This window comes from Kluyvera sp. NPDC087067 (assembly GCF_044745165.1).
Lineage (GTDB): Bacteria > Pseudomonadota > Gammaproteobacteria > Enterobacterales > Enterobacteriaceae > Kluyvera.
The window spans coordinates 263,760-287,538 of sequence record NZ_JBIUZS010000005.1; the positions used below are offsets into that span (position 1 = coordinate 263,760).

The 23,779-nt window shown below is 51.0% G+C and carries 27 protein-coding genes; 6 read left to right on the forward strand and 21 right to left on the reverse strand.

Going from position 1 to position 23,779, the window contains the following annotated elements:
* Nucleotides 1–69 precede the first annotated feature (69 nt).
* The 12 genes from ACIPDS_RS14980 to flgB are packed head-to-tail and all read right to left on the reverse strand — an operon-like array spanning nt 70 to nt 9,853.
* Complete coding sequence (locus ACIPDS_RS14980; protein WP_400737287.1) at nt 70–1,080, reverse strand: hypothetical protein; 1,011 nt, start codon at nt 1,078–1,080, stop codon at nt 70–72.
* Between the two features lie 6 nt (nt 1,081–1,086).
* Nucleotides 1,087–2,001: a flagellar hook-associated protein FlgL gene (gene flgL, locus ACIPDS_RS14985; protein ID WP_400737290.1), complete on the reverse strand. Its 915-nt coding sequence runs from the start codon at nt 1,999–2,001 to the stop codon at nt 1,087–1,089.
* A 22-nt stretch (nt 2,002–2,023) separates the two neighbouring features.
* A complete protein-coding gene (gene flgK, locus ACIPDS_RS14990; protein ID WP_400737293.1) occupies nt 2,024–3,391 on the reverse strand; it encodes a flagellar hook-associated protein FlgK in 1,368 nt (455 codons plus the stop codon).
* Complete coding sequence (locus ACIPDS_RS14995) at nt 3,378–3,785, reverse strand: rod-binding protein (protein WP_166515207.1); 408 nt, start codon at nt 3,783–3,785, stop codon at nt 3,378–3,380. The genes flgK and ACIPDS_RS14995 overlap by 14 nt, the downstream gene beginning before the upstream one ends.
* Complete coding sequence (locus ACIPDS_RS15000; protein ID WP_400737297.1) at nt 3,785–4,876, reverse strand: flagellar basal body P-ring protein FlgI; 1,092 nt, start codon at nt 4,874–4,876, stop codon at nt 3,785–3,787. Before ACIPDS_RS15000 ends, ACIPDS_RS14995 begins: the two co-directional genes overlap by 1 nt.
* Nucleotides 4,877–4,886: 10 nt before the next feature.
* Complete coding sequence (gene flgH / locus ACIPDS_RS15005; protein WP_400737300.1) at nt 4,887–5,552, reverse strand: flagellar basal body L-ring protein FlgH; 666 nt, start codon at nt 5,550–5,552, stop codon at nt 4,887–4,889.
* Between the two features lie 24 nt (nt 5,553–5,576).
* Nucleotides 5,577–6,362, reverse strand: a complete 786-nt coding sequence (flgG, locus tag ACIPDS_RS15010; protein ID WP_400737303.1) for a flagellar basal-body rod protein FlgG — start codon at nt 6,360–6,362, stop codon at nt 5,577–5,579.
* A 21-nt stretch (nt 6,363–6,383) separates the two neighbouring features.
* On the reverse strand, nt 6,384–7,115 hold the full coding sequence (locus ACIPDS_RS15015; RefSeq protein ID WP_400737306.1) for a flagellar basal body rod protein FlgF: 732 nt from the start codon (nt 7,113–7,115) through the stop codon (nt 6,384–6,386).
* Nucleotides 7,115–8,317 carry a flagellar hook protein FlgE gene (gene flgE, locus ACIPDS_RS15020; protein ID WP_400737309.1) on the reverse strand — a complete coding sequence of 401 codons (1,203 nt, stop codon included), beginning with the start codon at nt 8,315–8,317 and terminating at the stop codon, nt 7,115–7,117. Before flgE ends, ACIPDS_RS15015 begins: the two co-directional genes overlap by 1 nt.
* Complete coding sequence (gene flgD, locus ACIPDS_RS15025; protein ID WP_400737312.1) at nt 8,314–9,051, reverse strand: flagellar hook assembly protein FlgD; 738 nt, start codon at nt 9,049–9,051, stop codon at nt 8,314–8,316. Before flgD ends, flgE begins: the two co-directional genes overlap by 4 nt.
* Before the next feature lie 2 nt (nt 9,052–9,053).
* Nucleotides 9,054–9,479: a flagellar basal body rod protein FlgC gene (gene flgC, locus ACIPDS_RS15030; protein WP_166515200.1), complete on the reverse strand. Its 426-nt coding sequence runs from the start codon at nt 9,477–9,479 to the stop codon at nt 9,054–9,056.
* 23 nt (nt 9,480–9,502) lie between these two features.
* Nucleotides 9,503–9,853 (reverse strand): flagellar basal body rod protein FlgB, encoded by a 351-nt coding sequence (gene flgB, locus ACIPDS_RS15035; protein ID WP_153741856.1) that lies wholly within the window; start codon nt 9,851–9,853, stop codon nt 9,503–9,505.
* A 77-nt stretch (nt 9,854–9,930) separates the two neighbouring features.
* On the opposite strand from flgB, the gene flgA reads away from it, so the two are divergent.
* The 4 genes from flgA (at nt 9,931) to ACIPDS_RS15055 (ending at nt 12,800) form a co-directional block, all read left to right on the forward strand.
* Nucleotides 9,931–10,719, forward strand: a complete 789-nt coding sequence (gene flgA, locus ACIPDS_RS15040) for a flagellar basal body P-ring formation chaperone FlgA (protein WP_400737317.1) — start codon at nt 9,931–9,933, stop codon at nt 10,717–10,719.
* Nucleotides 10,720–10,778: 59 nt separating this feature from the next.
* Complete coding sequence (flgM, locus tag ACIPDS_RS15045) at nt 10,779–11,123, forward strand: flagellar biosynthesis anti-sigma factor FlgM (protein ID WP_228552172.1); 345 nt, start codon at nt 10,779–10,781, stop codon at nt 11,121–11,123.
* A gap of 2 nt (nt 11,124–11,125) precedes the next feature.
* Entirely contained in the window at nt 11,126–11,563 is a 438-nt protein-coding gene (locus tag ACIPDS_RS15050; RefSeq protein ID WP_166515198.1) for a flagellar protein FlgN, read from the forward strand.
* A gap of 172 nt (nt 11,564–11,735) precedes the next feature.
* A complete protein-coding gene (locus ACIPDS_RS15055; RefSeq protein WP_400737322.1) occupies nt 11,736–12,800 on the forward strand; it encodes a CDP-glycerol glycerophosphotransferase family protein in 1,065 nt (354 codons plus the stop codon).
* 103 nt (nt 12,801–12,903) lie between these two features.
* On the opposite strand, the gene ACIPDS_RS15060 is transcribed toward ACIPDS_RS15055, so the two are convergent.
* Genes ACIPDS_RS15060 through ACIPDS_RS15070 form a run of 3 tightly spaced genes read right to left on the reverse strand, consistent with a single transcriptional unit; the run spans nt 12,904 to nt 16,335 of the window.
* Nucleotides 12,904–14,169: an ATP-grasp domain-containing protein gene (locus ACIPDS_RS15060; RefSeq protein ID WP_400737325.1), complete on the reverse strand. Its 1,266-nt coding sequence runs from the start codon at nt 14,167–14,169 to the stop codon at nt 12,904–12,906.
* Between the two features lies 1 nt (nt 14,170).
* Nucleotides 14,171–15,268: a DegT/DnrJ/EryC1/StrS family aminotransferase gene (locus tag ACIPDS_RS15065; RefSeq protein ID WP_400737328.1), complete on the reverse strand. Its 1,098-nt coding sequence runs from the start codon at nt 15,266–15,268 to the stop codon at nt 14,171–14,173.
* A 35-nt stretch (nt 15,269–15,303) separates the two neighbouring features.
* Nucleotides 15,304–16,335, reverse strand: coding sequence for a glycosyltransferase family 2 protein (locus ACIPDS_RS15070; protein ID WP_400737331.1), 1,032 nt, complete (start codon nt 16,333–16,335; stop codon nt 15,304–15,306).
* Between the two features lie 302 nt (nt 16,336–16,637).
* Here ACIPDS_RS15070 and ACIPDS_RS15075 point away from each other — a divergent pair, with 302 nt between their 5' ends.
* Nucleotides 16,638–17,756 carry a hypothetical protein gene (locus tag ACIPDS_RS15075; RefSeq protein ID WP_400737334.1) on the forward strand — a complete coding sequence of 373 codons (1,119 nt, stop codon included), beginning with the start codon at nt 16,638–16,640 and terminating at the stop codon, nt 17,754–17,756.
* A 68-nt stretch (nt 17,757–17,824) separates the two neighbouring features.
* Nucleotides 17,825–18,355: a class I SAM-dependent methyltransferase gene (locus ACIPDS_RS15080; RefSeq protein WP_400737337.1), complete on the forward strand. Its 531-nt coding sequence runs from the start codon at nt 17,825–17,827 to the stop codon at nt 18,353–18,355.
* 83 nt (nt 18,356–18,438) lie between these two features.
* Here the strand turns inward: ACIPDS_RS15080 and ACIPDS_RS15085 are convergent, their stop codons facing one another.
* The 6 genes from ACIPDS_RS15085 to fliH are packed head-to-tail and all read right to left on the reverse strand — an operon-like array spanning nt 18,439 to nt 23,779.
* Entirely contained in the window at nt 18,439–18,831 is a 393-nt protein-coding gene (locus ACIPDS_RS15085) for an adenylyltransferase/cytidyltransferase family protein (protein WP_400737340.1), read from the reverse strand.
* 48 nt (nt 18,832–18,879) lie between these two features.
* Nucleotides 18,880–19,821 (reverse strand): hypothetical protein, encoded by a 942-nt coding sequence (locus ACIPDS_RS15090; RefSeq protein WP_400737343.1) that lies wholly within the window; start codon nt 19,819–19,821, stop codon nt 18,880–18,882.
* The gene (locus ACIPDS_RS15095) at nt 19,808–21,259 is read right to left on the reverse strand and encodes a glycosyltransferase family 2 protein (protein WP_400737346.1); all 1,452 of its coding nucleotides are present in this window, start codon (nt 21,257–21,259) and stop codon (nt 19,808–19,810) included. Before ACIPDS_RS15095 ends, ACIPDS_RS15090 begins: the two co-directional genes overlap by 14 nt.
* Before the next feature lie 2 nt (nt 21,260–21,261).
* Entirely contained in the window at nt 21,262–21,708 is a 447-nt protein-coding gene (gene fliJ, locus ACIPDS_RS15100) for a flagellar export protein FliJ (RefSeq protein ID WP_166515188.1), read from the reverse strand.
* 6 nt (nt 21,709–21,714) lie between these two features.
* On the reverse strand, nt 21,715–23,034 hold the full coding sequence (gene fliI / locus ACIPDS_RS15105; protein ID WP_400737350.1) for a flagellar protein export ATPase FliI: 1,320 nt from the start codon (nt 23,032–23,034) through the stop codon (nt 21,715–21,717).
* The gene (fliH, locus tag ACIPDS_RS15110; protein WP_400737353.1) at nt 23,021–23,779 is read right to left on the reverse strand and encodes a flagellar assembly protein FliH; all 759 of its coding nucleotides are present in this window, start codon (nt 23,777–23,779) and stop codon (nt 23,021–23,023) included. Before fliH ends, fliI begins: the two co-directional genes overlap by 14 nt.

Below are 23,779 nucleotides of genomic sequence, written 5' to 3' on the forward strand. Positions count from 1 at the left end.
CTGCCCCTCACCCTCTCCCTATAGGGGAGAGGGTGCTGAACAGCGCTGCTTGCCGATATCGTGCCCGACTTATCCCAACAAATTCTTGACCGTCGCCAGACGGACATTCGCCTGGGTATTCAGCGCCTGCGACAGCGTGCTGAAACTGCTACCGCTGCGCGCCAGCGCCTCACCCAACCCGCGCGAGGTTTCCAGCGCCTGTGCCGGACTGTACACCGTCGCCATATCATTGATGCGCAAACTCACCCGATCCTGCTGCTGACGCAGTTTGCTACGTTGCGTGGTGATGTGCTCAAGGGTATTTTGCAGCTTCAACTGCCCCTCTCGCTCGCGCCGCGTGGCTAACGTCAGCACATCGTCGCTACTGGCGTTCTCCGCCTGAGGCGCCAACAACGTGAACGAATCAGCCGGATAATGCTGGCCTTCACCGCGCACGGTGAGCTGCTGGCTGACGCGATCCCAACGCTTTTCATCCACGCTGAACACCAGCTGACCGGTGCCCGCCTGTTTAGCATGAATGCCTAATCGCCCCAGACCGACGTTAAGTTTCGTCAGCGTCTGGCGCGGCGTCGCCTCTTCCGGGAGCGCTATCGCTACCATCTCACGCTGGCGTCCGCCGAGTGAAAACACCAGCGTCTCACCGCCCGGCTGGCTCAACAATTTCTCGCTGCCCGGGAGGGTAAAATTCACCGTGCTTTTTTGCTCAAGCGAGGCCGTCAAATGGCGGTTAATGGTGCCGCCTGAAAGCTGCGCGCGGCGAGACAGATGCTTTTGCAGCGCGTTTTCCTGCACGCTGGTATCCCCACCGCGAGCGGAAGCCTGACGCAGCTGCAGCAATTGCGTTTCCGTTTTCGCCAGATAATTATCGGCCTGCTGAACGGCGGTAAGCTGCTGATTCAGCTGCACGTTATAACGCATCGGCCGACGCGAAATCAGCGCTGCTTCAGGAAAAGCGTTACGGGTTGAGGTGATTTCAGGCGCGCTTGCGCGCGCTACGCTTTTTGGCGCGTCGATACTGCCGCGCCCGGCGGTAGCCGGGGCGGAAGTCGAGAGGTTTGCTGTTTTTAAACCAACTTGCATAACAGATTACAACATACTGAAGAGGTTGAGCTGACTGATCATGCTGTAAGACTTGTTGGTGATTTGCATTGAGGTCATATACAGCTGCAGATTGATGGTGGTGGTCGCGGAATCTGCGGCATTCAGATCGGTTTCAACCTGCGCGTTCGATAAGCTGACGTCGGTGTGCGCATCATTAATCAGCGTCAGACGATTCTGGCGGCCACCGAGGTCGGTAAACAGCGCGCCCAGGTTATCGCTGGTCGACTGCGTCATGTCGATCATGTCAGACAGTTCGTCCTTATAATCCGCATAGTTGGCGTTAGGATCCTGCATTTTCTCACTCAATGCTTTGAGCTTGTTAAGCATATCCAAATCGTTACCTGAGCTTGAAAAAGCGTGCGAGATATTGGTGTTTTCGGTAATGCTCACACCATTCGCCACCACGGTTTCACGGGAATTTTCATTGCCGCCAAACACATACTGACCGTTCTTATCCAGCTCCACCGTTTTGCTGCCGGTCATGGTGCCGGAGAACAGATAGCTACCGTTCTCATTCTTGCTGTTCATCGATGCCACCAGCGAGTCGAGCATAGAGCCCAATTCCTCACCGTAGCCCGCCAGATCTTTCTGGCTGAGCGAACTGTTATTCGCCAGCTTCAGCTTATCGCTCACCGCCATCACCTGATCGCTCATCGCTTTAATGTGCGATTCCTGAATCGACAGCGCGCCGGTCAGGCCAGAAATATTGCTCTGATACTGCTTGATAGCCGACTGCTCGCGGTTTAGCTGCACCAGGCGGCTGGCGGCCACCGGGTCGTCAGAGGGCACGTTGACGCGCTTTTGCGTCGACAGTTGTTCCATCAGCTTCGCTATCTGGGTGCCGTTGGAACCAAGGTGCGACAACATGGCATTTGAGTTGTAAAGGCTAGAAATACGCATACGTTAGATGTCCTGATAGCGCTTAAAAAATGCTCAGCAAATCGTCAAAGATCTGATTACCGGCGGCGATAACTTTCATATTCGAGGTGTAGGCCTGCATATAAATTTGCAGGTTAATCGCCTCTTCATCCTGGTTGACCGCGCTGAGGTTATCGCGCTGGTTTTGCGCCTGTTCACTGACCGCCACGGCCGCGTCCATTTCGGTTTTGCTCTGCTTACTGGCAATACCGATGGTTGAAATAATCGCCGCGGCCCCTTCGTTCAGGCTCATGTTGCCAAGCCCTGGGATATTGGTTTTCTGGTTTTTCAGTTCGATCAACGCATTGAGGTTATCGCCATTACCCGGTTCATCAGGTTTGCCTGACAGCGCCAGTTCCTCTGGGGTCAGGTCGTTCACCTGCAACATCCCTGCCGGGTTCGTCGGGTCGAAGCTAAACAGCGGCTTACCGGCGTCACCATTCAGGTCATAACCTTTGGATAACTGATCGTTAAACAGGTCCGCCACGGCCTGCGCCATCCCCTGCACCGACTCGCTCATCTGTTTAAGCGTGCCGGATTCATAATCGTACAGCGCGCCCAACTGGCCGCCGGTCGACGGGTTTAACGAGAACTCACTGGTCGAGAACTTGAGGGTCAGCGTGGTGTTACCGCTGCTGTCGGTGCCCGCTTTCAACTGCCCGGCCGTTTTGCCGCTCACCAGCGGCTGACCGTTACTCATCGACACGGTGTAGCCGCTGCTGTCATCGCTGACCTTCACGTCGGCCATTGTGCTCAACTGTTTAACCAACTCATCACGCTGATCGCGCAGCACGCTGGCGTTACCGCCGTTGGCTTCCATCTCAACAATCTTCTTGTTGTAGTCGGCAATGCCGCCGCTCAGCGTATTGATCTGATCGACCATCGCCCCACGCTGGGTGGTAATGGAGTCTTTCTGGCTGGAGATAAAGTCGTTCATGCTGTTAAAGCGGGTCGACAGCGTTTTTGCCTGATTCAGCAACTGCTGACGCAACGCCGGGGATTCCGGCTGCTGTGTTAACGCGCTCATGGCGGCAACGAAATCATCAAGGCCGGTACCCAGACTGGTGGAGTCGGTGCCAATCACCTTCTCCAGCGAGCTGATGTACTGGTTACCCATGCTGTAATAGCTGGATTTGCTATTGGTCTGCCACACCTGGTTGACCAGATACTGGCTGGAGATACGGCGAATACTGTCCACCTGCACGCCGCTGCCTGACGACAAACCGGCTTCGCCCATCGGGCCAATCGCGCTTTGCATAATGCCCTGGCGGCTATAGCCCGCGGTCAGATAGTTAGCGGTGTTCATCGACGTGACGTTCATACCATACTGGGCCGCTTGCAGACCACTGAAGGCTATATTAATCATACTCATGGCTTACTCCTGCCCTGCGGCTTACGGGAACGACGGGCGTTTTAAGTTCTTGCGGTTGCCCCTGTAAAGCGACCGTTTGCGCCTCATTCTTAAGCGGGGTTGTCACCTGGGGAGATAACTGTTTAATAATCATCTCGGCGATACCGGTGCTGCGCTGCGAAGCCAGATCCGACGCCATCCGATCATCATAAAAGTCCCGCATCATGCGCTGCTGTTTGCTGTTGAACGGGTTATCTTCCCCCAGCACATCAGAGGCTTTTCGCATCTGTGACAGCATCGAACGCAGCATCAACGCTTCAAATTGCTCGGCGGCCTGTTCCAGGTTTTGCGCTTTGACCTGCCCGGTCATGTCGCCGGGCAGAATCGCGGTTTGTCGATTAATCGCGTTTAGCATTACATCACCACCAGTTCAGCATCGAGCGCGCCGGCTTCATGCAGCGCCTGAAGAATGGCCATGGTGTCATCCGGGGCGGCGCCCAGACTGTTGAGGGTATTCACGATGCTACGCAGGCTGGTGCCTGCGGCAATGGTCACCATCTGCCCCTTTCCACGGTTCACGCTGACATCGCTCTGCGGCGTCACCACCGTCTGACCCTGACCGAAAGCGTTCGGCTGGCTGACGTTAGAAGATTCACGAATCGTCACCGTCAGGTTGCCGTGAGACACCGCGGCGGCCCGCACAATCACGCCATCGCCAATCACCACCGTGCCGGTTCGCGCATTAAACACCACGCGCGGCGGCTGTTTCGCCGCATTTACCTGCACATCTTCCAGCGCTGACATAAAGGCCACGCGGGCTCCGGCGCCCATCGGTGCGCGCACCGCGACGTTGGTCGCACTCTGCGCCGTTGCCGTACCGGCGCCAAACGCATTGTTCAATGCCACGGCCACGGTATTCGCCGTTTTAAAGCTTGGGCGTTTGATATTCAGCATGACGACCGGCTCTTGCTGGAAATCACTGGCAATCTCACGTTCAACCGAACCGCCGTTTGGCACACGCCCCACGGTTGGCGTGTTGATGGTGACGCTGGAACCGCTGTTGCCTTCGGCCTTCACGCCGCCAACTACCACGTTCCCCTGGGCCAGCGCATACACTTCACCGTCGGCACCGCGCAGCTGTGTTAATAGCAGCGTACCGCCGCGCAGACTTTTGGCATCACCAATAGAGGAAACCGTGACATCAATACTTTGTCCCAGCGAATAGCCCGGCGGCAGCGTAGCGCTTATCGCTACTGCCGCCACGTTCTTCACTTTCGGGTCGATTTTAGCCGGTAACTGCACGCCAAACTGGCGCAGCATATTGGTGACCGACTGGCTGGTGAACTTGACCTGGTTCTTATCACCCGTCCCGTCCAGCCCCACGACCAGGCTGTAACCAATAAGCTGGTTACCACGGACGCCCTGAATATCCACCACGTCGCGCAGCGGCTGGGCCGATACGGCGACGCTTGTAAGACACAGGAGCAACAAAATAGACTTCAACATCATGCCTCCGTCAGATTGGGAACAGCGGGTGGTTAAAGAAGCGCACCAGCCATCCGGCGGCGTTCGCATCGCTTAACGCACCGCGGCCCGCGTAAGAGATACGCGCGTTGGCAATACGCTGTGATGAGACCGAGTTATCACGTTCGATATCATCGGCGCGCACCAGACCGGTCACGCGCATATACTCATCCCCCTGATTGAGGGTGAGCCATTTTTCACCACGAATAGCCAGTACACCGTTCGGCAGAACCTTGTAAACCGCGACGGTTATCGCGCCTCGCAGGCTGTTTTGCTGCTGCGATGTGGCGCTACCGTTGAAGTTACGATTGCCATCGACCGAGCCGGAAAGCTTATCGACCGAATGACCAAACGCTTCCGGGATGCCTAAAGAGACATCATTCTTCTTGCCGAAGTTGGTGCGCGCCTGTTTGCTCGCCTGGGTGGACTCGTCGAGTTTGACGGTCAAAATATCGCCTACGCGATACGCACGACGATCCTGAATCAGCGACCAGTTGTAGCCGCTGTTATATACACCCCCGCCACGCACATGCGTGTCGGGCATGGTGAAATCTTCCGGCGGCGCATATGCCGCATCGTCTTTGTGCACCAGCAGTGCCGGGCTTTCACAGCCCGACAGCGCCAGCACCAGCAAACCGATTGCTACCTGTTTTTTCATTTCATTCACTTCACTGCTCTGCCATTACATCGACTGCGTGACAAACTTCAGCATGTCGTCTGCGGCAGAAACCATTTTGGCGTTCATTTCATAGGCACGTTGAACGGTGATCATATCGACCATCTCTTCAACAACCTGCACGTTGGAGCCTTCCAGCGACCCCTGTTCCAGTTGACCAAACGCCTCTTCACCCGGTACACCTTCGACCGCTTGACCGCTGGCAGCGGTTTCGAGGTACAGGTTGCCACCGATGGCTTCAAGACCGGCCGGATTGACAAAGTTCACCAGCGTTAACTGACCCAGCTCTACCGGGTCGGCTTCGCCCGCCACGGAGGCGGTGATGGTGCCGTCTTTACCAATCTGCACATCTTTAACGTTGTCCGGCAGCTCAATCTGCGGGATAAGCGGCAGGCCCTGCGCGTTGGTCAGCACCCCTTCCGGCGTTTTTTGCAGGTTGCCCGCACGGGTATAAGCAATATCCCCGTTGGCGGTTTCAACCTGGAAGAAGCCCTGACCGGAGATCGCCACATCCAGGCTCTGCCCGGTGTTTTGAATGCTGCCGACGGTGAACTCTTTCTGCGTACCAACAATCTTGACCCCGGTACCGTACTGAATGCCGGTTGGCGAGACGTTGTTCTGATCAAGCTGGCCGCCCGGGGTACGCTGATTCTGATAGAACAGATCGGCGAACATCGCGCGGTCACGTTTAAAACTGGTGGTGTTGACGTTCGCCAGGTTGTTAGAGATGGCGGTCATTTTGGCGTCTTGCGCCGCTAAGCCAGTTTTACTGATCCATAAAGCGGGATTCATCTGTGTTCCTTAATCGTATTATCAGGAGCCGCGAATCAGGCGATTGCCAGCGGTGGCAAGATCTTCCGCCGCTTTCATCATCTTGATTTGCGCTTCAAACTGACGGTTTAACGCAATGCTGGATACCATCTCGCCAATCGCGGAGACGTTGGCCGATTCCAGATGCCCGGAAGCGACCGTGACGTCTTCGTCGCGGGGATTAAACGCGGCGTTGGTCACCAGAAAACCGGCCTGATTTTTGCTCAGTTGGTTAGCCGGGATATTCACCAGCTTGACGCGGTCGATATCCATCGGTGCGGCGATATCGCCATCCTCAGGAACAATGGTGATCACCCCATCGTCACCAATCGCCACGGAGGAGAATGGCGGCAGAACAATCGGGCCGTTATCCCCTTCCAGCGGCAAGCCATTAATCGACAGTTCACCATCAGCGTTCACGTCAATTTGCCCGTTACGGGTGTAGACCTCGCGGGCACCGCTGCGCAGGGCAATCAGGCCATCGCCTTTGATGGCGATATCCAGGTCGCGGCCGGTTTCTCGTACCGCGCCCGGCGCCATATCCACGCTGCCTTGCGTGGGCTGGGCCAGATAACGGGAGGCATAGCCCTCCCCGTTAACCTGCTGGGTTATCGCGTTATCAAGATCGCTGCGAAACCCTTCGGTGTTGACGTTCGCCAGGTTGTTGGCGTGAATTTCCTGCTGTGACAAGCTCCGCGCGGCACCGCTAACGGCGGTAAAAATCAAGCGATCCATTACAGGGCCTGGAACAGCGAGTTCATCATGCTGTCATTGGTGCTGATGACTTTGGTGTTGGCCTGATAGTTACGCTGCGCGCTCATCAGCCCGACCAGTTCGGAGGTCAGGTCGACGTTTGATGACTCCAGCGCGCCGGAAACAATTGAGCCCAGCAGGCCAGAACCCGGTGCACCGGTCAGCGGCGCGCCGGAGCTTGCGGTCTGCGCCCAGGTCGTACCGTCTTGCGATTTCAGGCCGTTCGGGTTGGTGAAGTTCGCCAGTACCAGCTGCCCTTGCAGCAAACGCTCGCCGTTGGAGAAGGTGGCGTAGACGCTGCCGTCTTCGTCAATCGCCTGGCCGGTGCGCTCGCCTGAAGCGTAACCATCACCTTTGTTTTTGCTGACGGAGAAATCGGAACCGTACTGGGAGGTGCCGTTGTAGCTCATGTCGATGTTAATCGCATCGGCACCGTCAATATCTGCGCTCAGCGCAACCGCACCGGTCGGATCGGTCAAAATACCCTGGCTGTTGAAGGTCAGGCTCTGTACCTGATTCGCGCCACCGCTGGTGACCGGCTTGTCATCCATGTAGTAATGCACATCCCACGTGTTCTCACCGGTTTTGACAAAATACTGGTTCAGCGTGTGTTCACGGCCCAGTGAGTCGTAAACCTGAGTGGTGTAGGAGTTGTTGTAAGAGGTGTTGTCTTTCGGGTCGAACGGTGAAGTTGCCGGGGCTTCCGCACGGGCATCAAGGTTTGCCGTGAAGTCGATGCTGCTGGTCGCTTTGGCCGGAATTGACCCACTGCTGATGGTCAGATTGCCGATAGTCCCGACCTGCAACGCGCCGTTGGCATCAACCGGATAACCCTGCAAATACATGCCCTGGTTGTTGACCAGATTGCCGTTGTTGTCGGTGCCGAAGTAGCCCGCACGGGTGTAAGCGGTGGTGCCCGCGCTATCGCGAACCATAAAGAAGCCGTTACCGTTGATAGCCAGATCCAGCGCGGTACCGGTGGAAGTGATACTTCCCCCTTTGGTGATGCTCTGCGTCACGCCGGTGACACCGACGCCCAGCGGCTGGCTGTCGGCATACAGTGCGGCGAACTCTGCGCGGCCCGATTTAAAGCCGACGGTGCCGGAGTTAGCAATGTTGTTAGAAATCGCGTTTAGCTGTTCGGTAACGGCATTCAGGCCGGAGGTTGCAATACTAAAGCTCATAGTTGTTCCTGTTTATTAGATTCCTGATTCTCTTCAGGTTTATTAGGGTCCTGATTCTCTTCAGGCTTATTCTTTGAGGTGTTACCAAACTGGGTAATGTTGTTGTAGGCAATTTCGCCAATGCCGTTGATATCCAGCACGGTTGGGCTGCCATCCAGCGGGATGCGGACGTTATTCACCACGCCGCCAATCTCAATTGGCACGTTTTCTTCACCGGTATCCGTCACCACGCTCAGGGTGTATTTGCCTTCGCTCAGACCCATCTCTTTGGGATCGATAGTGAAGTCCACCTGGCCCGCTTCCTGTTTACCCAGCTCCACCTTGTGCTCAACGCCGGCGGAATCTTTGACGATCACCGTGACGACGTTTGCCGGATGCTCCAGCGTCACACGCCCATCCAGCGACGTTTCGCCGTCACTTTGAATAGAATCGGTCTGCACCATCACGTGCTGCCCTACCAGGTTGCCGGTGGTCAGCGTTTGCAGGTTGTCCATCAGGACGGAGCTGTTCGCCATCAACTGCGACATGGTTTCCATCGACTGTACCTGCGTCAGCTGCGCTAACTGGCTGACGTACTCGGTGCCGTCTGTCGGGTTCAGCGGATCCTGGTTTTGGATCTGCGCCACCAGGAGCTGCATAAACATAGTGTTCATGCCCGAGGCGGTGCTGTTGCTGGCAATGCCGTCGGTTGTGCTGCCCGCACGGCTATCAGCGTAGGAGCTATCTACGTTCATACTTATGCTTCTCCAAGTCGCAGCAGACTTTGCTGCATGCTTTTCACACTGTTGAGAACTTCTACGTTGGTTTCAAAACCGCGTGAGGCCGACATCATGTCGGCCATCTCTTCCACCACGTTGACGTCGGGGTAATAGACGTAGCCGTCTTCACTCGCCAGCGGGTTATGCGGTTCATAGCGCTGTACCGCATTACCGGTTTCAACAACGTCCATGACCTGCACCCGCGCGCCGGTTAAGGCACGGTCATTCATCAACTCATCATTCTTATAAACCGCTGCAAACACCGGGCGACGTGCTTTATAAGTGTCGTTTTCGGTGGCGGAGGCGGTTTCCGCATTGGCGAGGTTACTGGCGATGGTGTTAAGTCGAACGGTTTGCGCCGTCATCGCCGACCCCGACACGCGATAAATATCCGAAAAAGCCATATTCCGTGGTTACCTGCGTTGGATTACTTGCCGTCAATGGCCTGCTTGAGGCCAGTGAACTTCATGTTTAAAAATGCCAGGCTCATCTGATAGTCCTGGGTGTTTTTCGCGAACTCAGCCTGCTCAACGTTTAACGACACGGTGTTACCGTCGGAAGCCGGTTGATAAGGCACGCGATACATCTCCTGCGCGGCCGACTGATTTGAAAAAACTGACTTCGAGCGTTGCATCTCGGAGGCAAAATCAATATCTTTAGCCTGGAAGTTTGGGGTATCAACGTTTGCAAGATTGGCTGACAGCAACTCTGCTCGGGAAAGTCGAAGTGCTACAGCCTGTGGATGAACGCCCAATGCTTTGTCAAAAGTAATACTCACAATTCCTGTCCTCGTGATACTGAACCTGCATGATCTACGCTCCCTTTTAGCAATATTCATGCCAAGGTTTTAATTACATGATTTACAATGCTTTTCTTAAATTATTTAGCCTCAGGGTGAAAGAGGATTTCCGCCTCTGCGCCGGAATTTTCCTGCTGCTGTGCTGTAGTGCCGCGCCGGCATTCGCCAACCCAGCCCCGACCAACGCCCGCAAGCAAATCTACGTTACCGTTCAGCTCCACGCGGCAGACATCGTTCGCCAGGAAGCCAAGCGTAGTAACTGGCCCGAATATCAGGCAAAGATGAACCTGTTTATTCCGGCTGAAGCCTCGCAGCTCGCCACCTGCCATCAAGCACCTGCGGTTTCCATTCCCGGCGGCGATCGCCTTGATCTCAATCGTCTGCGCTTTGACGTTCGCTGTGCCGATGCCAACGGTTGGGATCTTGCGGTCACCGTAAAGCCTGATATCTATCTGCCGGTGATGGTGGCCGATAACACCCTGGAGCGCGGGCAGGTCATTAGCGCCGACAGCCTCGCCGTGAGAAAAATCAATATCAGCAACGCACGCGGCGACTACGTCACCCGGCCCGATGACATCATCGGCATGACGGTCAAACGCCGTATCCGCGACCGCCAGCCGATCATGCTGAACCAGCTGGAGTCACCGTTATTGGTTGAGCGCGGACAACGCGTGTTGATGATTGCCGAGCAAAACGGCGTCGAGGCCCGCACCATGGGCGAGGCCGTCAAAAAAGGGCGCAAAGGTGAGATAATCAAGGTGAAAAATGAGAGCAGCGGACGCATCGTGAGCGCCATCGTTGCGGATATTGGCGTGGTGAAGATGGTCTATGCCAGCGGACAGTAAAAAACGCTCATTAGCGTTTAAGAACCGCCCACTTCTGGCCGCCCTGTACTGATAAGGGCGTGGGAAGTCAGACTTCCGCCAGGCAAGGTTCATACGCAACCAAAAAAATAAATGAAAACGAGGGCTCAGCGATGAAAGTAGCACCAACACAGTACAACCTGACCACGGCTATCAATAAAGCCAGCAGCGCAGAGCAGACTCGTACCGTTGCGCCAGAAGGCACCAGCGTCACCCGCAGCGCCGCCATTGATCCGGTATTGGGCGATGCGCAAACGCAGCTGAGCACGCTGCCAGAAGTCGACATGGCGCGCGTGGCCGAAATGAAAGATGCCATCAGCAGCGGAAAAATCAGCATTAACGTTGATTCGCTGACCGATGCAATGCAGAAGTATTTCCAGAGGTAATTATGACTAACGCCGCCCAGCGCGTTAAAGCACTGATCCAGGATATGGCCGAAGACCGCAAGCACTACCATAACCTGACCGTTTTACTTGAAAAGCAGCGCCACCATATCGTGGCCCGCGATGCAGCCGCCATGGACGCTATCAACGAGCAAATTATGGCGCTGTACCAGCAGCTATCGCAGCATAGCCAGCAGCGTTATCAGGTGCTCGCCCAGTTAGGTATCGATGCCAACACCGAAGGCATGAAAACGCTGATTGCACGTCTTCCGGCGGCCCACCGTCACACCGTCAGCACCTTATGGCAGGGATTACAGCAGCAGGCCGCAAACTGCCAGACGGCAAATGAGTACAACGGCGCGTTGATGAACATGCAGCAGGAGATTCTGGGCAATTTGCTTAATAGCACTGAGCCGGAGAATTGGTTGTATCAGCAGGGTTAGACGGTGACAACACAGCCTGGTTTCAATATTCGAAACTCTATTAAAAGCCCTGCCTGAAAATGACTGTTAAATACTTTAATCATCAAGCGAAAAGATGCTATGAGTCATTTTATGACTTACGTTCAGTATCATAGTGATCGCCATTCAATTATCGTTGCGTAGGAAATAGAATATGACAGCCAACATCCTTAGCGAGGGTCAATGCATTGGCTTCTTCATGGAAACATCTTTTCACTATGAAGTTTATCGCAATATTATTAGTGAGCTACTGAAGAAAAAAATACCCTGCGAATTAGTTATTAACGATCTCATTGAACCTGAATTCGTCAATGAGATGTTAACCTCTCTTGCGAAAATCAATGTTCCAGGCCTGGACTGCATTCCGTTATCCGCGGCGCTCAATATGTCCAGAACGTATTCCTGCCTGCTAAGCCCGTACTATATTAATTACTTTGATCAGTTATCAAAAGTACATATCAGAACCGTCTATGGGTTGGCAAAAAACCAGTGGAACCACGCTGAGTGGAATAGAAAATACGATGCGATATTGTGCTATAGCAACTACACTAAAAAATCACTAGCAGCGGCTGGCAATGTTCATATTGTAGGTAATCCGCGCTTTGATGACTGGCATAACAATCTTTATAATAAAACATTACCCGCTGACCTGAAAATTAACGCCCAGAAGAAAACGATTCTCTATGCACCAACCTATGGCGATTTAAGTTCAATTATTCCGTGGGCGGAAAAACTAGGCCGTTTAAGTGATGAGTATAATATTATCACTAAACTACATCATGGAACGCTATATAAAAAGCCAGAACAGACTGCGTTAAAAACGGCAAAACGCCACCTGAAAAATATTGTTTCCGATAGCAATATAACCTTCCCACTGCTCCATCAGGCCGATTACGTCATTACCGATAATAGCGGTTTTATTTTTGATGCGATCAATGCTAATAAGAAGATCATTCTCCTGCACTGGAAAGAAATGGAGTCCATTCTGGCGAATAATACCTCATTTAGCTGTATAGATAGTCCTGAGCAAGAGGTTAAAGCCTACCTTCCCGTTGCTAATGATATGGAAGATTTGCGCCGATATCTGGCTGACGACTACGATTGGCAACAGCATGCGGAAAAAAGCCAGTACTTTAAAAGCGAATACTGCGACGCTTTTAACGATGGAATGGCCGGGCAACGTGCTGCACAAGTAATTATCCATGCCTTAGGCAGGTGATGGCTAGCCGTCCCTATGAGGGCTCTGTCCGGTGGCGAAGATGAGTATTATTGCTCTGAATGCTCACCACCGGACGCTGTTCTACCCGAAATTTTCCCTGCTGCTATTCGTTCAATAATAGTTCGACCATACAGGTATCCAAAACAGGGATGCACAATCGCGTTTGGACATCCATGCGTTCAGAGAAGCTGTCATCTATAAATATACATTCTGAATGATGAATGTAGTTTGCTTTACTCTCACCATGTTTTAAGTGAAAAATATTATCGAACAAAGATAATAGACGTCTGGATTTAAGTTCAGCGATTAAGTCGCCTTTGTGCCTGGAAATAAGATTAACCGTTTTATTGTCATTAACGGCCTGATATAAAAATGAAATCAGCGAAATATTAAACTGACCATTTATTATCACGGTATCATCATAATCAACATAAACATGCTGGTAAGATAAGTTAGTCTTATAGCGATTTATTAACCCACGGCTGATTTTTACATCACAATCGAGAGTATATAGGGAAAGGTCTAATCGCTGACTTTCATAAATAGTCAGAAGCGGAAAGTTTACTCCGCGAGCACGATTGAGCGCCATTGTGCCCGCAATTCGCGGTGCGACCTCAAGTAATGTGAGCACACCTGAAGCAGAACGTTTGACCTGGAAGAACCATGCCCCGCGCATAGTAAAAGCCGCAGAAATTTTTTTAGCCATCTCCTCAATACCGGTAAGCATAACAGGTGTAGAGCTCATCGTAATACCATTACGGACCCTTTCACGCGTCCTAGCCTGACAAAATAATAATCCCTTTTCGCGATCTGAAAAACAATCAACGGTGAATTCTTCTCCGGGAAGGTATTCACATATCACACTGTCTTTCGTATTCTCCAGGGCTAGTTTCAGGGCCTCAGGAGTATCAATACGCATAGCACCTTGAGAACCCTGACCTTTGTCAGGTTTAATGAATACAGGCCATTTTTCAATGTCCTGTAAATTTTTATACAAAACGGGTACCGGAACGACATCGCCAAGTTTCTTATACGTTGCCGTTTTTGAACGCGTAATATTACAGGTGTTAATATCTGGCGAAAGCACCGTCGCCTCTATTTCATGTTGATGATTTGCCAACGCAACCACAACATCATCATGAGCAGGAAAAATGTAATCAATGTTATTTTCCTTAACGCACGATTGCAGTTCACTTAACCAATCTGGTTCATTCACTGCAGGCAGATTAATGTAGTTTTTATTGTAATATAAGGCATGATTTTCATACTGAGAGCCACCAATCAATATATTGATATCTTTGACATAGCGTAATGATAACCAAATTTCTCGGCCAATTTCTGTTCCTGCAGGGAAAATGAATACATTCATATTACTTCACCAACTCGACAATTTTTAAAACGTGTTCGTACGATAAATCAGGATAAATCGGTAAACAAAGCACTTCAGAGGCAACTTTGTTAGCAACTGGTAGATCGGTGATTTTAGATCCTGCACAGCCACTGTACATTGGCATGTTAGATATTAATGGATAAAAATATCGTCTTGCATGTACACCGGCTCCTCTCATTTTTTCATAGAGATCATCTCTCGTCATATGATATTCAGGCGTTATGAATATCGGGAAATAACTATAGTTATGCGTCTCGGAATCCCATACTTCTGGCAGTCGAACCCCGGGGATATTGTTCAGCAGCTCGCGATACAAATGATCTATCGAAGCTCTACTTGAAATAGCGTCATCAATATAATTCAATTGCAGCAAGCCAAAAGCAGCCTGTAATTCGTTCATTTTGCCATTAATGCCCGAAGCAACGATCTTCGTTTCATTTGCAAAACCAAAATTCTTAAGGTAATCAATACGTTTTTTTATGTTGATGTCATTACAGACAATCGCACCACCTTCAAATGTATTGAACACTTTAGTGGCATGGAAACTGAGTATTGAAAGATCGCCATGGCGTAGAACTGAACCTGCTTTATCTCTCACACCAAAGGAGTGAGCGGCATCATAAATACAGCGCAAGCCATAATTATTCGCAATCTCACCAATGGCAGCCGTATCACACGTGCGCCCATAGACATGTACCGGCATAATTAAGCTGGTTTTGGGCGTAATCGCTTGCTCGATTTTGGTTGGGTCCATACAGCAGCTATCGTGATCGATATCGACGAATACTGGGGTTAAATGGTTCCAGATAACGCTATGTGCGGTTGCAACGAATGAGTATGGCGTAGTAATCACTTCACCCTGAACCCGAAGGGCCTGCATCGCAACAATCAATGCCATCGTAGCATTATTGAAAAGCGAGACATAAGGAACATCAAGATACTCAGCTAAAGCCGTCTCGAATTGTTCATGAAATGGCCCACCATTTGTCAGATGGCGCGATTCCCAGATAGTCTTAAGATATTCAACATACTCATCCAGTGGCGGCATAAAAGGTTTTGTTACAGTAATCTGATTCATTTTTCTGCTCTTGACTCTAATTAAAATAGATAACGCTAGTTGGTAGAAATGATTCTGTTTTTCATTTCTTTTATAATGTTTATTTTCTCTTCATCTGATTCTGTAACGGCTAATTTTATTTTATACAGCTCTGGTAATACTTTCAGGCGAGCATCACAATTTAAGATAGCCATAGATAAATGCATTTGAGCCAGTTCAATACTGTCTTCTACAGATAACGCCCTAAACTTTAAGAAATGTAATAAAGCATCATACGGTCTTTTTAAGAGTAATAAATCTAACTCTTGAGAATTAAAATATTGTTTATTCAGATATTGTTGCCAACGGATATCCATTGCTTCAGGCCAGGATGACTCATGCTGCCAGGTATCAAGAATAAGCATACGATTTAAATACATCAATTGCTCTCGATCGCTTCTGAACCAGGAGTTATTGCCATGACGACGGTAACAAGCAACTGTCTCCTTATCCGAAACAAATGGGCCACATTTTGCCAATTTCAAAAACATATCCCAATCTTCTTGTTGAAGATCGGGATGTGAGCGCTCAATAGAATTGAATGCGGAAGTGCGAATCAAACAACCTATATATAAAAGTGGATTTCCATTTACCAGTAAATAATCAAAGTGATTGCCATTGGCAAAGTTCTCAATATATTTATAGCGATTATTATCCTCAGTAAGGACCTGGATACCACCATAACATAAAGACGCCTCAGGATATTTCTCTAGTAGCGCTACCTGCGTGGAAATTTTACCAGGTAATATATAATCATCTGAGTCAACAATAGCAATATACTTACCATTAGCGATATTCATTGCTTCTATAATAGGTTTGTCACCTTTCTTGGGATTGGCGCTGTAGTAATTGGAAGTACGAGCAATAAATTTAAATGGATTTTTTTTCTGAATGGTTTTTATTAAATCTTGCGACCCATCGGTTGAGCAGTCATCAATGACAATAACTTCAATATTTTTATAGCTTTGTGCAAATACGCTATCCAGCGCTTTCTCAATAAAATTTTTGTGATTATAACTTGGTATAATGATAGTAACTAATGGCTTCATGTTGAAATTGTATTTTCATTTAAAAATATCCATATGCAATAAATATGCCACAAAATATTGCAAGTAAATTCAATGAGTTAAACAAAAAACCAACTCAACAGGAAGAAAGCCTTCCACAATCAGGGGGGAAGTTCCAATACCCATCAGGCAAAAAAAATAATCGTCAATAAAAATAGATTGCATTTAATTTTAACCGCTTTTGTGTCGTATAACATCTTAACGAAGGTGCTATAATAAATTATCACCCATTGGAGCCAGTTAAAATATTGCATTTAGCATCAATGCAATATGAGAAATTTGTTATGAAAGATAAGAAAATACTACTTGTTGATATCCTTTTCCCTACAAAATACTCTCAATGGAGAATATGTGAAACCACCTCATTTATACAAAAAAAAGCTGATATTATTGTTTTTAAGGTAGATAGCTTCGCGGGAATAAAATTCGGCGCAGACTTTGAAGAAATGAGTCATCAGCAAGGTTTCGAAGACTATAACATTATTATCTTCGATCCAAAATACAACCACCTCAATAAATATAACAAGAAAATTGACGGTACTAAATGGAATGGTTGTTTCAATGCAAGCTATATTGTTACGACCGAAGAGACATTTGACTTAGGCAAATATGACTACGTATATCATATCTTTTTGATGAGCTATATTCGCTTTAATACCTGTGCAACCTTCCCCCCGCAAAAGCAAGCCATCCATCTGTATCCTGGCGGAGGTTTTACTAGCGTAGAATCGGCGAAACAGATCCATCCAGCTACAAAAGTTATTTCCACCAATATTATTACAACAAAAGTACTTGAATCACTGGGGCATTCAAATTTCATCGAGTGTTTAGGCGGAACATTCTTTACCCACAGCGATGTGCAGTGGACGCCAAAAAGAAGTAAAAAAGAGATCACCGTGGCGTTTGCCAGCATGGGTCATGCCGCTGAAAAAGGTGCCGATATTTATAAGCTGATTGCCAAAACTTACCGTGAAAACTTTGCCGATGATAACGTGAAGTTTTGTGCCATTGGTAATATTACACCTGATGATAACATTACAACCCATCCGATTATGCCAATGTCAGAACTGAATAAATTCTACTATGAAAATGTAGATATTATGATTAGCCTCGACACTGGATTAGCATTCAACGGATGGCCGTTAGGTATTGAGGCCGTACTTGGCGGTGCTGTCCTGATGACAACCGATCCCCACAGTCTTAATAGCGCCATGGCAATTCCGGCAGATGCCTTATATATATTTGATATTAAAAATACATACGATGCCGTTAATTTCATCCGTACAATGTATCTAGACAGAGAAAAATTACTGCACCATGCACAAGCTGGCTGGAATTATTTCTCACATGTAAATAGCTATAATTCTCAGCAACAAAAAATATTCGACTTCATTGAGGCATGATGCCCCACTCATTCTGCTGAATAATTTGATGCTAATGATAACGCCATTTAGTTTAAAGGTAATATTTAATGAAAACCGTACACCCTATTGATCAAGCCAATCTTGATATCATCCGTCAAGGCGTTACAGAACATATTTCCCTGTCCGCTGAGCGTTATGACGGTAAGAACATCAGAGTATTAGACATTGCCCCTCAGGATTGGGCTGGGGCCCGCGCGTTTTATCATCAGTCAAACATTGAAACCTTAGATATTGACCCTGACTCTAATGCTGATTACATCGCCGATATTACTCACTGTAATCAAACTTTGATTCCAGATGAAACATTCGATGTAGTCATTATGACGGAAGTCCTTGAACACACTTTAAATCCTTTTGATGCGGCTAACGAAGTTTACCGCATATTAAAAAAAGGAGGCGTGCTTGTCATGACGACGCCTTTTAACTTTCGTATCCATGGTCCCTTGCCGGACTGCTGGCGTTTTTCAATACATGGATTACGTGTGCTGCTAAGTAAGTTCGAGACAGTTGATATTCAGGAACATGGTGAGGAGCGTTTTCTTTGCCCGGTACAGTATAAAACCTTTGCGGTTAAATAAACGTATTGTATGCGCACAACACCGGCTCTCAGCACTTCTGTTGCTGAAGCCTGGTTTTGACTGGCTCGAGTCCATACGGGAATCTAAACCGTCTTAATCACCTCAATCACTGAAGTGGTTGAAACAGAAGGAGTACGCTCGAGATAAACCACCTCCACCAGCGAGGACAAATCATCAAATTTGCCCTTCCAGTCATCCCCCATCACTAAGACACTGGCAGAATATTTTTTAATATAATCAGCCTTAAGTTCCAGCGATTCTTCAAGGAACACTTCATCCACGTAACGGATGCCCTTGATGATGTCTAACCTATCCTGCTCAGCATAAATCGGGTAACGGTATTTCTTTCTGTAATTCAGGGAGTCGGATGAAACGCCGACGATCAGACGATCGCCGAGCGTTTTAGCCCGCCGCAAAATGTTTAAATGGCCGACATGAAAAACATCAAATGTGCCAAAAGTAATTATGTTTTTCATTCTGCTACTCTCATTTTTCTAGCACCGCGGGCCACCCTCTCCATTGCCTTACAACAGCGACAACCCGCACAGCAAACTGTAATCCGCCGTATTCCCCGCCTCAGCGGCGAACGGGTTCTGCTGCTGCCAGCCGCGTAGCGCGCTAATCAGCATCGCCACGTCATCCTGGGTTAAGGTCGCCTGCTCGCGACGAATCGCACACAGCATTTTGGTATGGAAGAACTGGCGCGCCAGACCGAGGAATGCTTCACCGTAGTTGCTGACGTTTACGCCGGGGAAAACATCACTGTAGAGCTGATAAATCAGGATGTTGCGCAGGGCATGCGGCTGTTCATCAAACAGCGCAATGTCATTCCACGCAGATTCCAGCTGCTGCTGACGTTCTGCCAGACGGGCGGCCTGCATAATCGACAGTTCGCTGAGCTTCAGCGCCATCCCCATTTTCTCAACCATCGGCAGGTTCAGATTGAGGCGCATCGCCCCCATCTCTTTGAGCGCGGCAATACGGTTCTCGACAATCGGCGGCAGCATGGCAAACTGTTGGGCCAATACGCCTTGTTCCGCAAGCTGTGCCAGCTGCTCGCCCATGCTGGAGAGCAGGACCGGATCGTTCTCGCCGTTATCGCGATGCTGCTGTGCCTTACTCAATAACACCCCGATAGCATAGAGGCTCACGTCAAGCGTCAGCGCCGGATGCACCGCCAGGTTGATGCACTGCTGATTAAGCATCTCATTCCACGCCGAAAGCGGCTCATCGCTCTGCGCTGCCGCTTTTTCGGTATGCAGCACAAAGGCTTCCGGGTTGAACAACATCTCTTTTGCCGCCGTTTCGCAGCCAATGTCCAGGCTTTCACGCTGCTGGCTTTTTAGCTTCATGCTGATGTGCGGCCAGCTTTCGTCGCTGCTCTGACAGGCCGGACAGGCACACGGCGTCTCGCGCGCATCGAAACGCGAGACGAATTCAGGTTGGTAATGTTCAATCAGTTCCATGTTGGGTCTCTTTAGCAGTCTCGGGTTCACGGTGTTTACGGAAGAACCAATGCGTGCAGTCAATCAGCTCGCCGGTTTTCGGGTGCGGATAGTGCTGTAAGAAGGCGAAGCTTGGACTAAAGCCTAGCCACATCGCGTTCTTGCTCATCAACGCCGTCCAACAGCGGTCGAGGCTCACGTCCTGCTCGATGGCCTGTTGATAGGCATCCAGCAGCACCTCGTAATAGCCCGCATTCACCGCATAGGCGCATGCGCACCCGGCGTTATAGATTCGCGCAACCCCTTGTAAAGATCGGGTTGGCGTAAAGTTTTCGTAGCGACCGCCCAGCAACAACATCTGCCAGTCCACCTGATTCAGGCCGTTTAGCAGCTTGTTGATGTTATTAACGGCATTCTCTTTTCTGACAAATTGCAGCTGGGCATCGAGCAGCACCACGTTTTGCCACGCCTGCTGCTTCGCTTGTTTAATCACCTGATAATGCGTTAAACGCTCGGCGGCGATAGCAGACTCGGCCGAGGCTTTAGCAACCGGCAAGATTTGTCCTGCCTGTACGCCCAGCGCCAGCAGCGACTCGCAGTACGCGGGCAGTCCAGCTTCCTGCTGCGGGTCATACAGCACGACTATTTTTTCAAATGCCGTCCAGTTCACCTGGGTGTTCATCGGCGCGGTGCTTAAACGGCGATAGTGCGCCAGTAAATTGGCATCGCTGACAAAGTCCTCCAGCGTTAAATCGACCGGCGTCGAGCTGTCGAGGATAAAGTCTTTGTCGTAGGTATTACTGCTGTGCGAAATGCACAAAATCGCCTTTTTCGGCGCAATCTGCTGAACCGGCGTGGTGAAATTATTGAGGAATCCGCCCTCTTCCGCTTTCATCGCCTCATCGTCATAACGATGTTTTTTCAACATGTTACGGTGATAGCCGAAGGTGCCGTTCAGCGCATGGCGCTGTCCGAACGAGTGGGTCAGGTAGATTTTATCCAGATGGCTATACCAGATGTAGATCTGGTCACTGCCGGAGAACAGGGCGTTATTTGCCTGCATCTGCGCCACCTGGTGGGAAATTTTGTCCGGCGCATAATAGTCATCATCGTCAAAGCAGATGATGTACTCCCCGGTCGCAAGATCGTTGAGACGATTACGTTTATTACCCAGCGTCAGCCGTTCGGGGCTGTGGACATAGCGCACATTCGGCTGTGAAGGGTCGCTCATCATCGCAATAAGATCGGCGTTACTGGTCGGCGAATCGTCGAGAATGATCAGTTCGCGCTTATCCGCCGGGTAGTCCTGATACTGCCAGATATAGAGCAGATACGGCAGAAACTCGCGACGGTTATAGGTTGGGCAGACCACGCTCACAAACGGCGTGGGCTGCGGTTGCGTGCGCTGCTGGCGTGCTAGCAGCGCCGACATTAAAGTAGGTTTGGCAGTCGTCATCATCTTTATCGTTGGCGGGCTGCGGCCTGCTGTTGGCGCAGCCAGCATTGGGCGGAGATAGAGTCAGTCATTTTTTGCTCGCGGCGGTTCATTTCCATCCGGCGGTCGCTGCGTTTGGCCTCAAGCACCAGCTCAAGGCTTTTTTCCCGCCGGGACTCGGCCAGCAGGTTGCCCTGAATCTTTTGCGCTTCGAGATGCGCCAGCGCTTGCTCTTGCTTCTGCCAATCGATAACACGCTGAATATTGTGTTTATATTTCGACTGGTTAATCATCATCGCCGCGCTATTGGCGCTTTGCGTCACAAGCCCGGTGGCCAGCGACGTTAGCGCATCAATATTTTTCTCAAAACGCTGACAAACCTGCTTTTGCGTCGCCAGCTTGAGGCTTAAATCATCCACCGCGCGGTGGCGTAGCAGATGAAGCTGCTCCAGTGTCGATATCAATTTACTCATCGCGTATTACCCTGCTTTCGCCAGTGTGCATAGGTCGGTGACGGTCGCGTCCATGAGGGCTGCATCGCGCACTTCCTGCTGTAAGAACTGCGTGATGGCAGGAGAAAGGCGCACGGCTCTATCGGCCAGCGGATCGGCCCCGGCAACGTACCCTCCCAGCGGGATCAACGGTTTAATGCTTTGGTATTCGGCATAAAGCTGTTTAAGCGTTCGCGCGGCAAGCTGATGTTCGCGATCGGTCACCTGGCTCATACAACGGCTGATAGACTGGCCAATATCAATGGCCGGATAATGTCCTGACTCCGCCAGATGGCGTGACAGAACGATATGGCCGTCGAGCACCGCACGCGCGCAGTCAACGATCGGATCCTGCTGATCGTCACCTTCCGCCAGTACGGTATAAATGGCGGTCATCGATCCTGTGCTTTCGCTGTTGCCCGCGCTCTCCACCAGACGGGGGATCATGCTGAACGCCGAAGGCGGATAGCCTTTGGTGGCGGGCGGTTCACCCAGCGACAGCGCAATTTCACGCTGCGCCATGGCATAACGGGTCAGCGAATCGACCAGCAGCAGCACATCTTTGCCTTTATCGCGGTAGTAGCTGGCAATGGTGTGGCAAAGCTCAGTGGCCTTAATACGCATCAGCGGCGATTCGTCCGCCGGTGCCGCCACAATCACCGATTTTGCCAGCCCCTCGGCCTGTAGCGAATTGTCGATAAATTCTTTAACTTCGCGGCCACGTTCACCGATAAGCCCTACTACCACCACTTCAGCCTGGGTGTAGCGGGTGATCATGCCAAGCAGCACGCTTTTACCCACGCCGCTGCCCGCCATCAGCCCCACGCGCTGGCCTTTGCCGATGGTGAGCAGGCCGTTAATCGCACGCACGCCCACATCCAGCGGGGCTTCCACCGGCTGGCGTTTGAGCGGATGAACCTGCGGCAATTGCTGGGGCAATAGCGTTTCACCGCCCAGTTTGCCTTTGTTATCCAGCGGCTCGCCGAGGCCGTTCACGACGCGCCCCAGCCAGCGATCGCCAATCATTACGCCTTCACTTTTGGCCGCGGGAAAGACGCGCGCGCCCGCAATCAGACCTGACGGCTGCTTGAACGGCATCAGGTAGGTCACTTCACGGTCAAAGCCCACTACCTGTGCTTCTATCATCTCCTGGTCAATACTCTCGACGTGACACATCTGGCCTATCGCCAGACGGCAACCCACGCACTCCAGCAGGATACCGTTGACGCGCACCAGACGCCCGGCCACGCGGGCGAGATCGATATGCTCAATCGAGCGCAGCGCCTGTTCGAAATCAAGGTTGCTCATGGACCGCTTCCGGCAGCAGATTATCTTTTAATACGGCAACGCACTGGTCGAGGCGATGCTGGCAACCCACGTCCATTTCCGTGGTATCCGTCACCACACGGCACTCGCCCGGCTCCAGCGCCGGGTCGGCAGCCAGACCCCATTCACGGGCTTTCTCCGGCTCGGCTTCATTGATACGTCGGTATTCTTCAGCATTCAGCAGTACGCGGATCTGCTCCGGCGGCTGCGGCAAACTGGTCAACGCTTCATCCACCAGCGCCAGAAGCTGGGTCGGATGCAGCGCCAGTTCGCAACGGATCACCTGGCGGGTCACTTTTTCCACCAATTGCATCAGCTCTTCCCGGCGGCGCTGTTCATAGCTTTCAAGGAAGCTCTGCACATCGGCGGTCACGCGCTCAAACGGGGCGGCAGCTTCGAGGAACTGCTGGCGCGCCTGCTGTTTACCTTCCGCAAGCCCCTTACGCATGCCTTCATCAAAGCCAAGACGTACGCCTTCCTGGTAGCCTTCTTCCTTCCCTTCGCTCATCCCCTGGGCAAAGCCCTGGTTCACGCCTTCGCGAAAGCCTTCCTCCAGTTGCTGCTGATAGGCCGCAGGATCGGCAGTCGCCACGGCGTCATCGTCGGCCTGAACATGAGAGGTCGCCCTACGCTTGCGTAACGACGGGAATTGATGCAACCGCGGTTTGACCACCGCCTGACGGCGAGAGGTCAGCGCATCCAGCGGAAAGCTCCGTTTCTTAAACAT

Coding starts and splice junctions, on each gene's coding strand:
- flgG (WP_400737303.1), bottom strand. CDS start 6,362: ATGAATCCCGCTTTATGGATCAGTAAAACTGGCTTAGCGGCGCAAGAC.
- flgK (WP_400737293.1), bottom strand. CDS start 3,391: ATGAGTATGATTAATATAGCCTTCAGTGGTCTGCAAGCGGCCCAGTAT.
- ACIPDS_RS15015 (WP_400737306.1), bottom strand. CDS start 7,115: ATGGATCGCTTGATTTTTACCGCCGTTAGCGGTGCCGCGCGGAGCTTG.
- ACIPDS_RS15075 (WP_400737334.1), top strand. CDS start 16,638: ATGAAAGATAAGAAAATACTACTTGTTGATATCCTTTTCCCTACAAAA.
- flgC (WP_166515200.1), bottom strand. CDS start 9,479: ATGGCTTTTTCGGATATTTATCGCGTGTCGGGGTCGGCGATGACGGCG.
- flgD (WP_400737312.1), bottom strand. CDS start 9,051: ATGAACGTAGATAGCTCCTACGCTGATAGCCGTGCGGGCAGCACAACC.
- ACIPDS_RS15070 (WP_400737331.1), bottom strand. CDS start 16,335: ATGAAGCCATTAGTTACTATCATTATACCAAGTTATAATCACAAAAAT.
- ACIPDS_RS15050 (WP_166515198.1), top strand. CDS start 11,126: ATGACTAACGCCGCCCAGCGCGTTAAAGCACTGATCCAGGATATGGCC.
- ACIPDS_RS15080 (WP_400737337.1), top strand. CDS start 17,825: ATGAAAACCGTACACCCTATTGATCAAGCCAATCTTGATATCATCCGT.
- ACIPDS_RS15055 (WP_400737322.1), top strand. CDS start 11,736: ATGACAGCCAACATCCTTAGCGAGGGTCAATGCATTGGCTTCTTCATG.
- flgL (WP_400737290.1), bottom strand. CDS start 2,001: ATGCGTATTTCTAGCCTTTACAACTCAAATGCCATGTTGTCGCACCTT.
- ACIPDS_RS15085 (WP_400737340.1), bottom strand. CDS start 18,831: ATGAAAAACATAATTACTTTTGGCACATTTGATGTTTTTCATGTCGGC.
- flgH (WP_400737300.1), bottom strand. CDS start 5,552: ATGAAAAAACAGGTAGCAATCGGTTTGCTGGTGCTGGCGCTGTCGGGC.
- ACIPDS_RS14995 (WP_166515207.1), bottom strand. CDS start 3,785: ATGCTAAACGCGATTAATCGACAAACCGCGATTCTGCCCGGCGACATG.
- fliI (WP_400737350.1), bottom strand. CDS start 23,034: ATGAGCAACCTTGATTTCGAACAGGCGCTGCGCTCGATTGAGCATATC.
- ACIPDS_RS14980 (WP_400737287.1), bottom strand. CDS start 1,080: ATGCAAGTTGGTTTAAAAACAGCAAACCTCTCGACTTCCGCCCCGGCT.
- ACIPDS_RS15095 (WP_400737346.1), bottom strand. CDS start 21,259: ATGATGACGACTGCCAAACCTACTTTAATGTCGGCGCTGCTAGCACGC.
- flgE (WP_400737309.1), bottom strand. CDS start 8,317: ATGAGCTTTAGTATTGCAACCTCCGGCCTGAATGCCGTTACCGAACAG.
- fliH (WP_400737353.1), bottom strand. CDS start 23,779: ATGTTTAAGAAACGGAGCTTTCCGCTGGATGCGCTGACCTCTCGCCGT.
- ACIPDS_RS15090 (WP_400737343.1), bottom strand. CDS start 19,821: ATGGAACTGATTGAACATTACCAACCTGAATTCGTCTCGCGTTTCGAT.
- flgA (WP_400737317.1), top strand. CDS start 9,931: ATGATTTACAATGCTTTTCTTAAATTATTTAGCCTCAGGGTGAAAGAG.
- ACIPDS_RS15060 (WP_400737325.1), bottom strand. CDS start 14,169: ATGAATGTATTCATTTTCCCTGCAGGAACAGAAATTGGCCGAGAAATT.
- fliJ (WP_166515188.1), bottom strand. CDS start 21,708: ATGAGTAAATTGATATCGACACTGGAGCAGCTTCATCTGCTACGCCAC.
- ACIPDS_RS15000 (WP_400737297.1), bottom strand. CDS start 4,876: ATGTTGAAGTCTATTTTGTTGCTCCTGTGTCTTACAAGCGTCGCCGTA.
- ACIPDS_RS15065 (WP_400737328.1), bottom strand. CDS start 15,268: ATGAATCAGATTACTGTAACAAAACCTTTTATGCCGCCACTGGATGAG.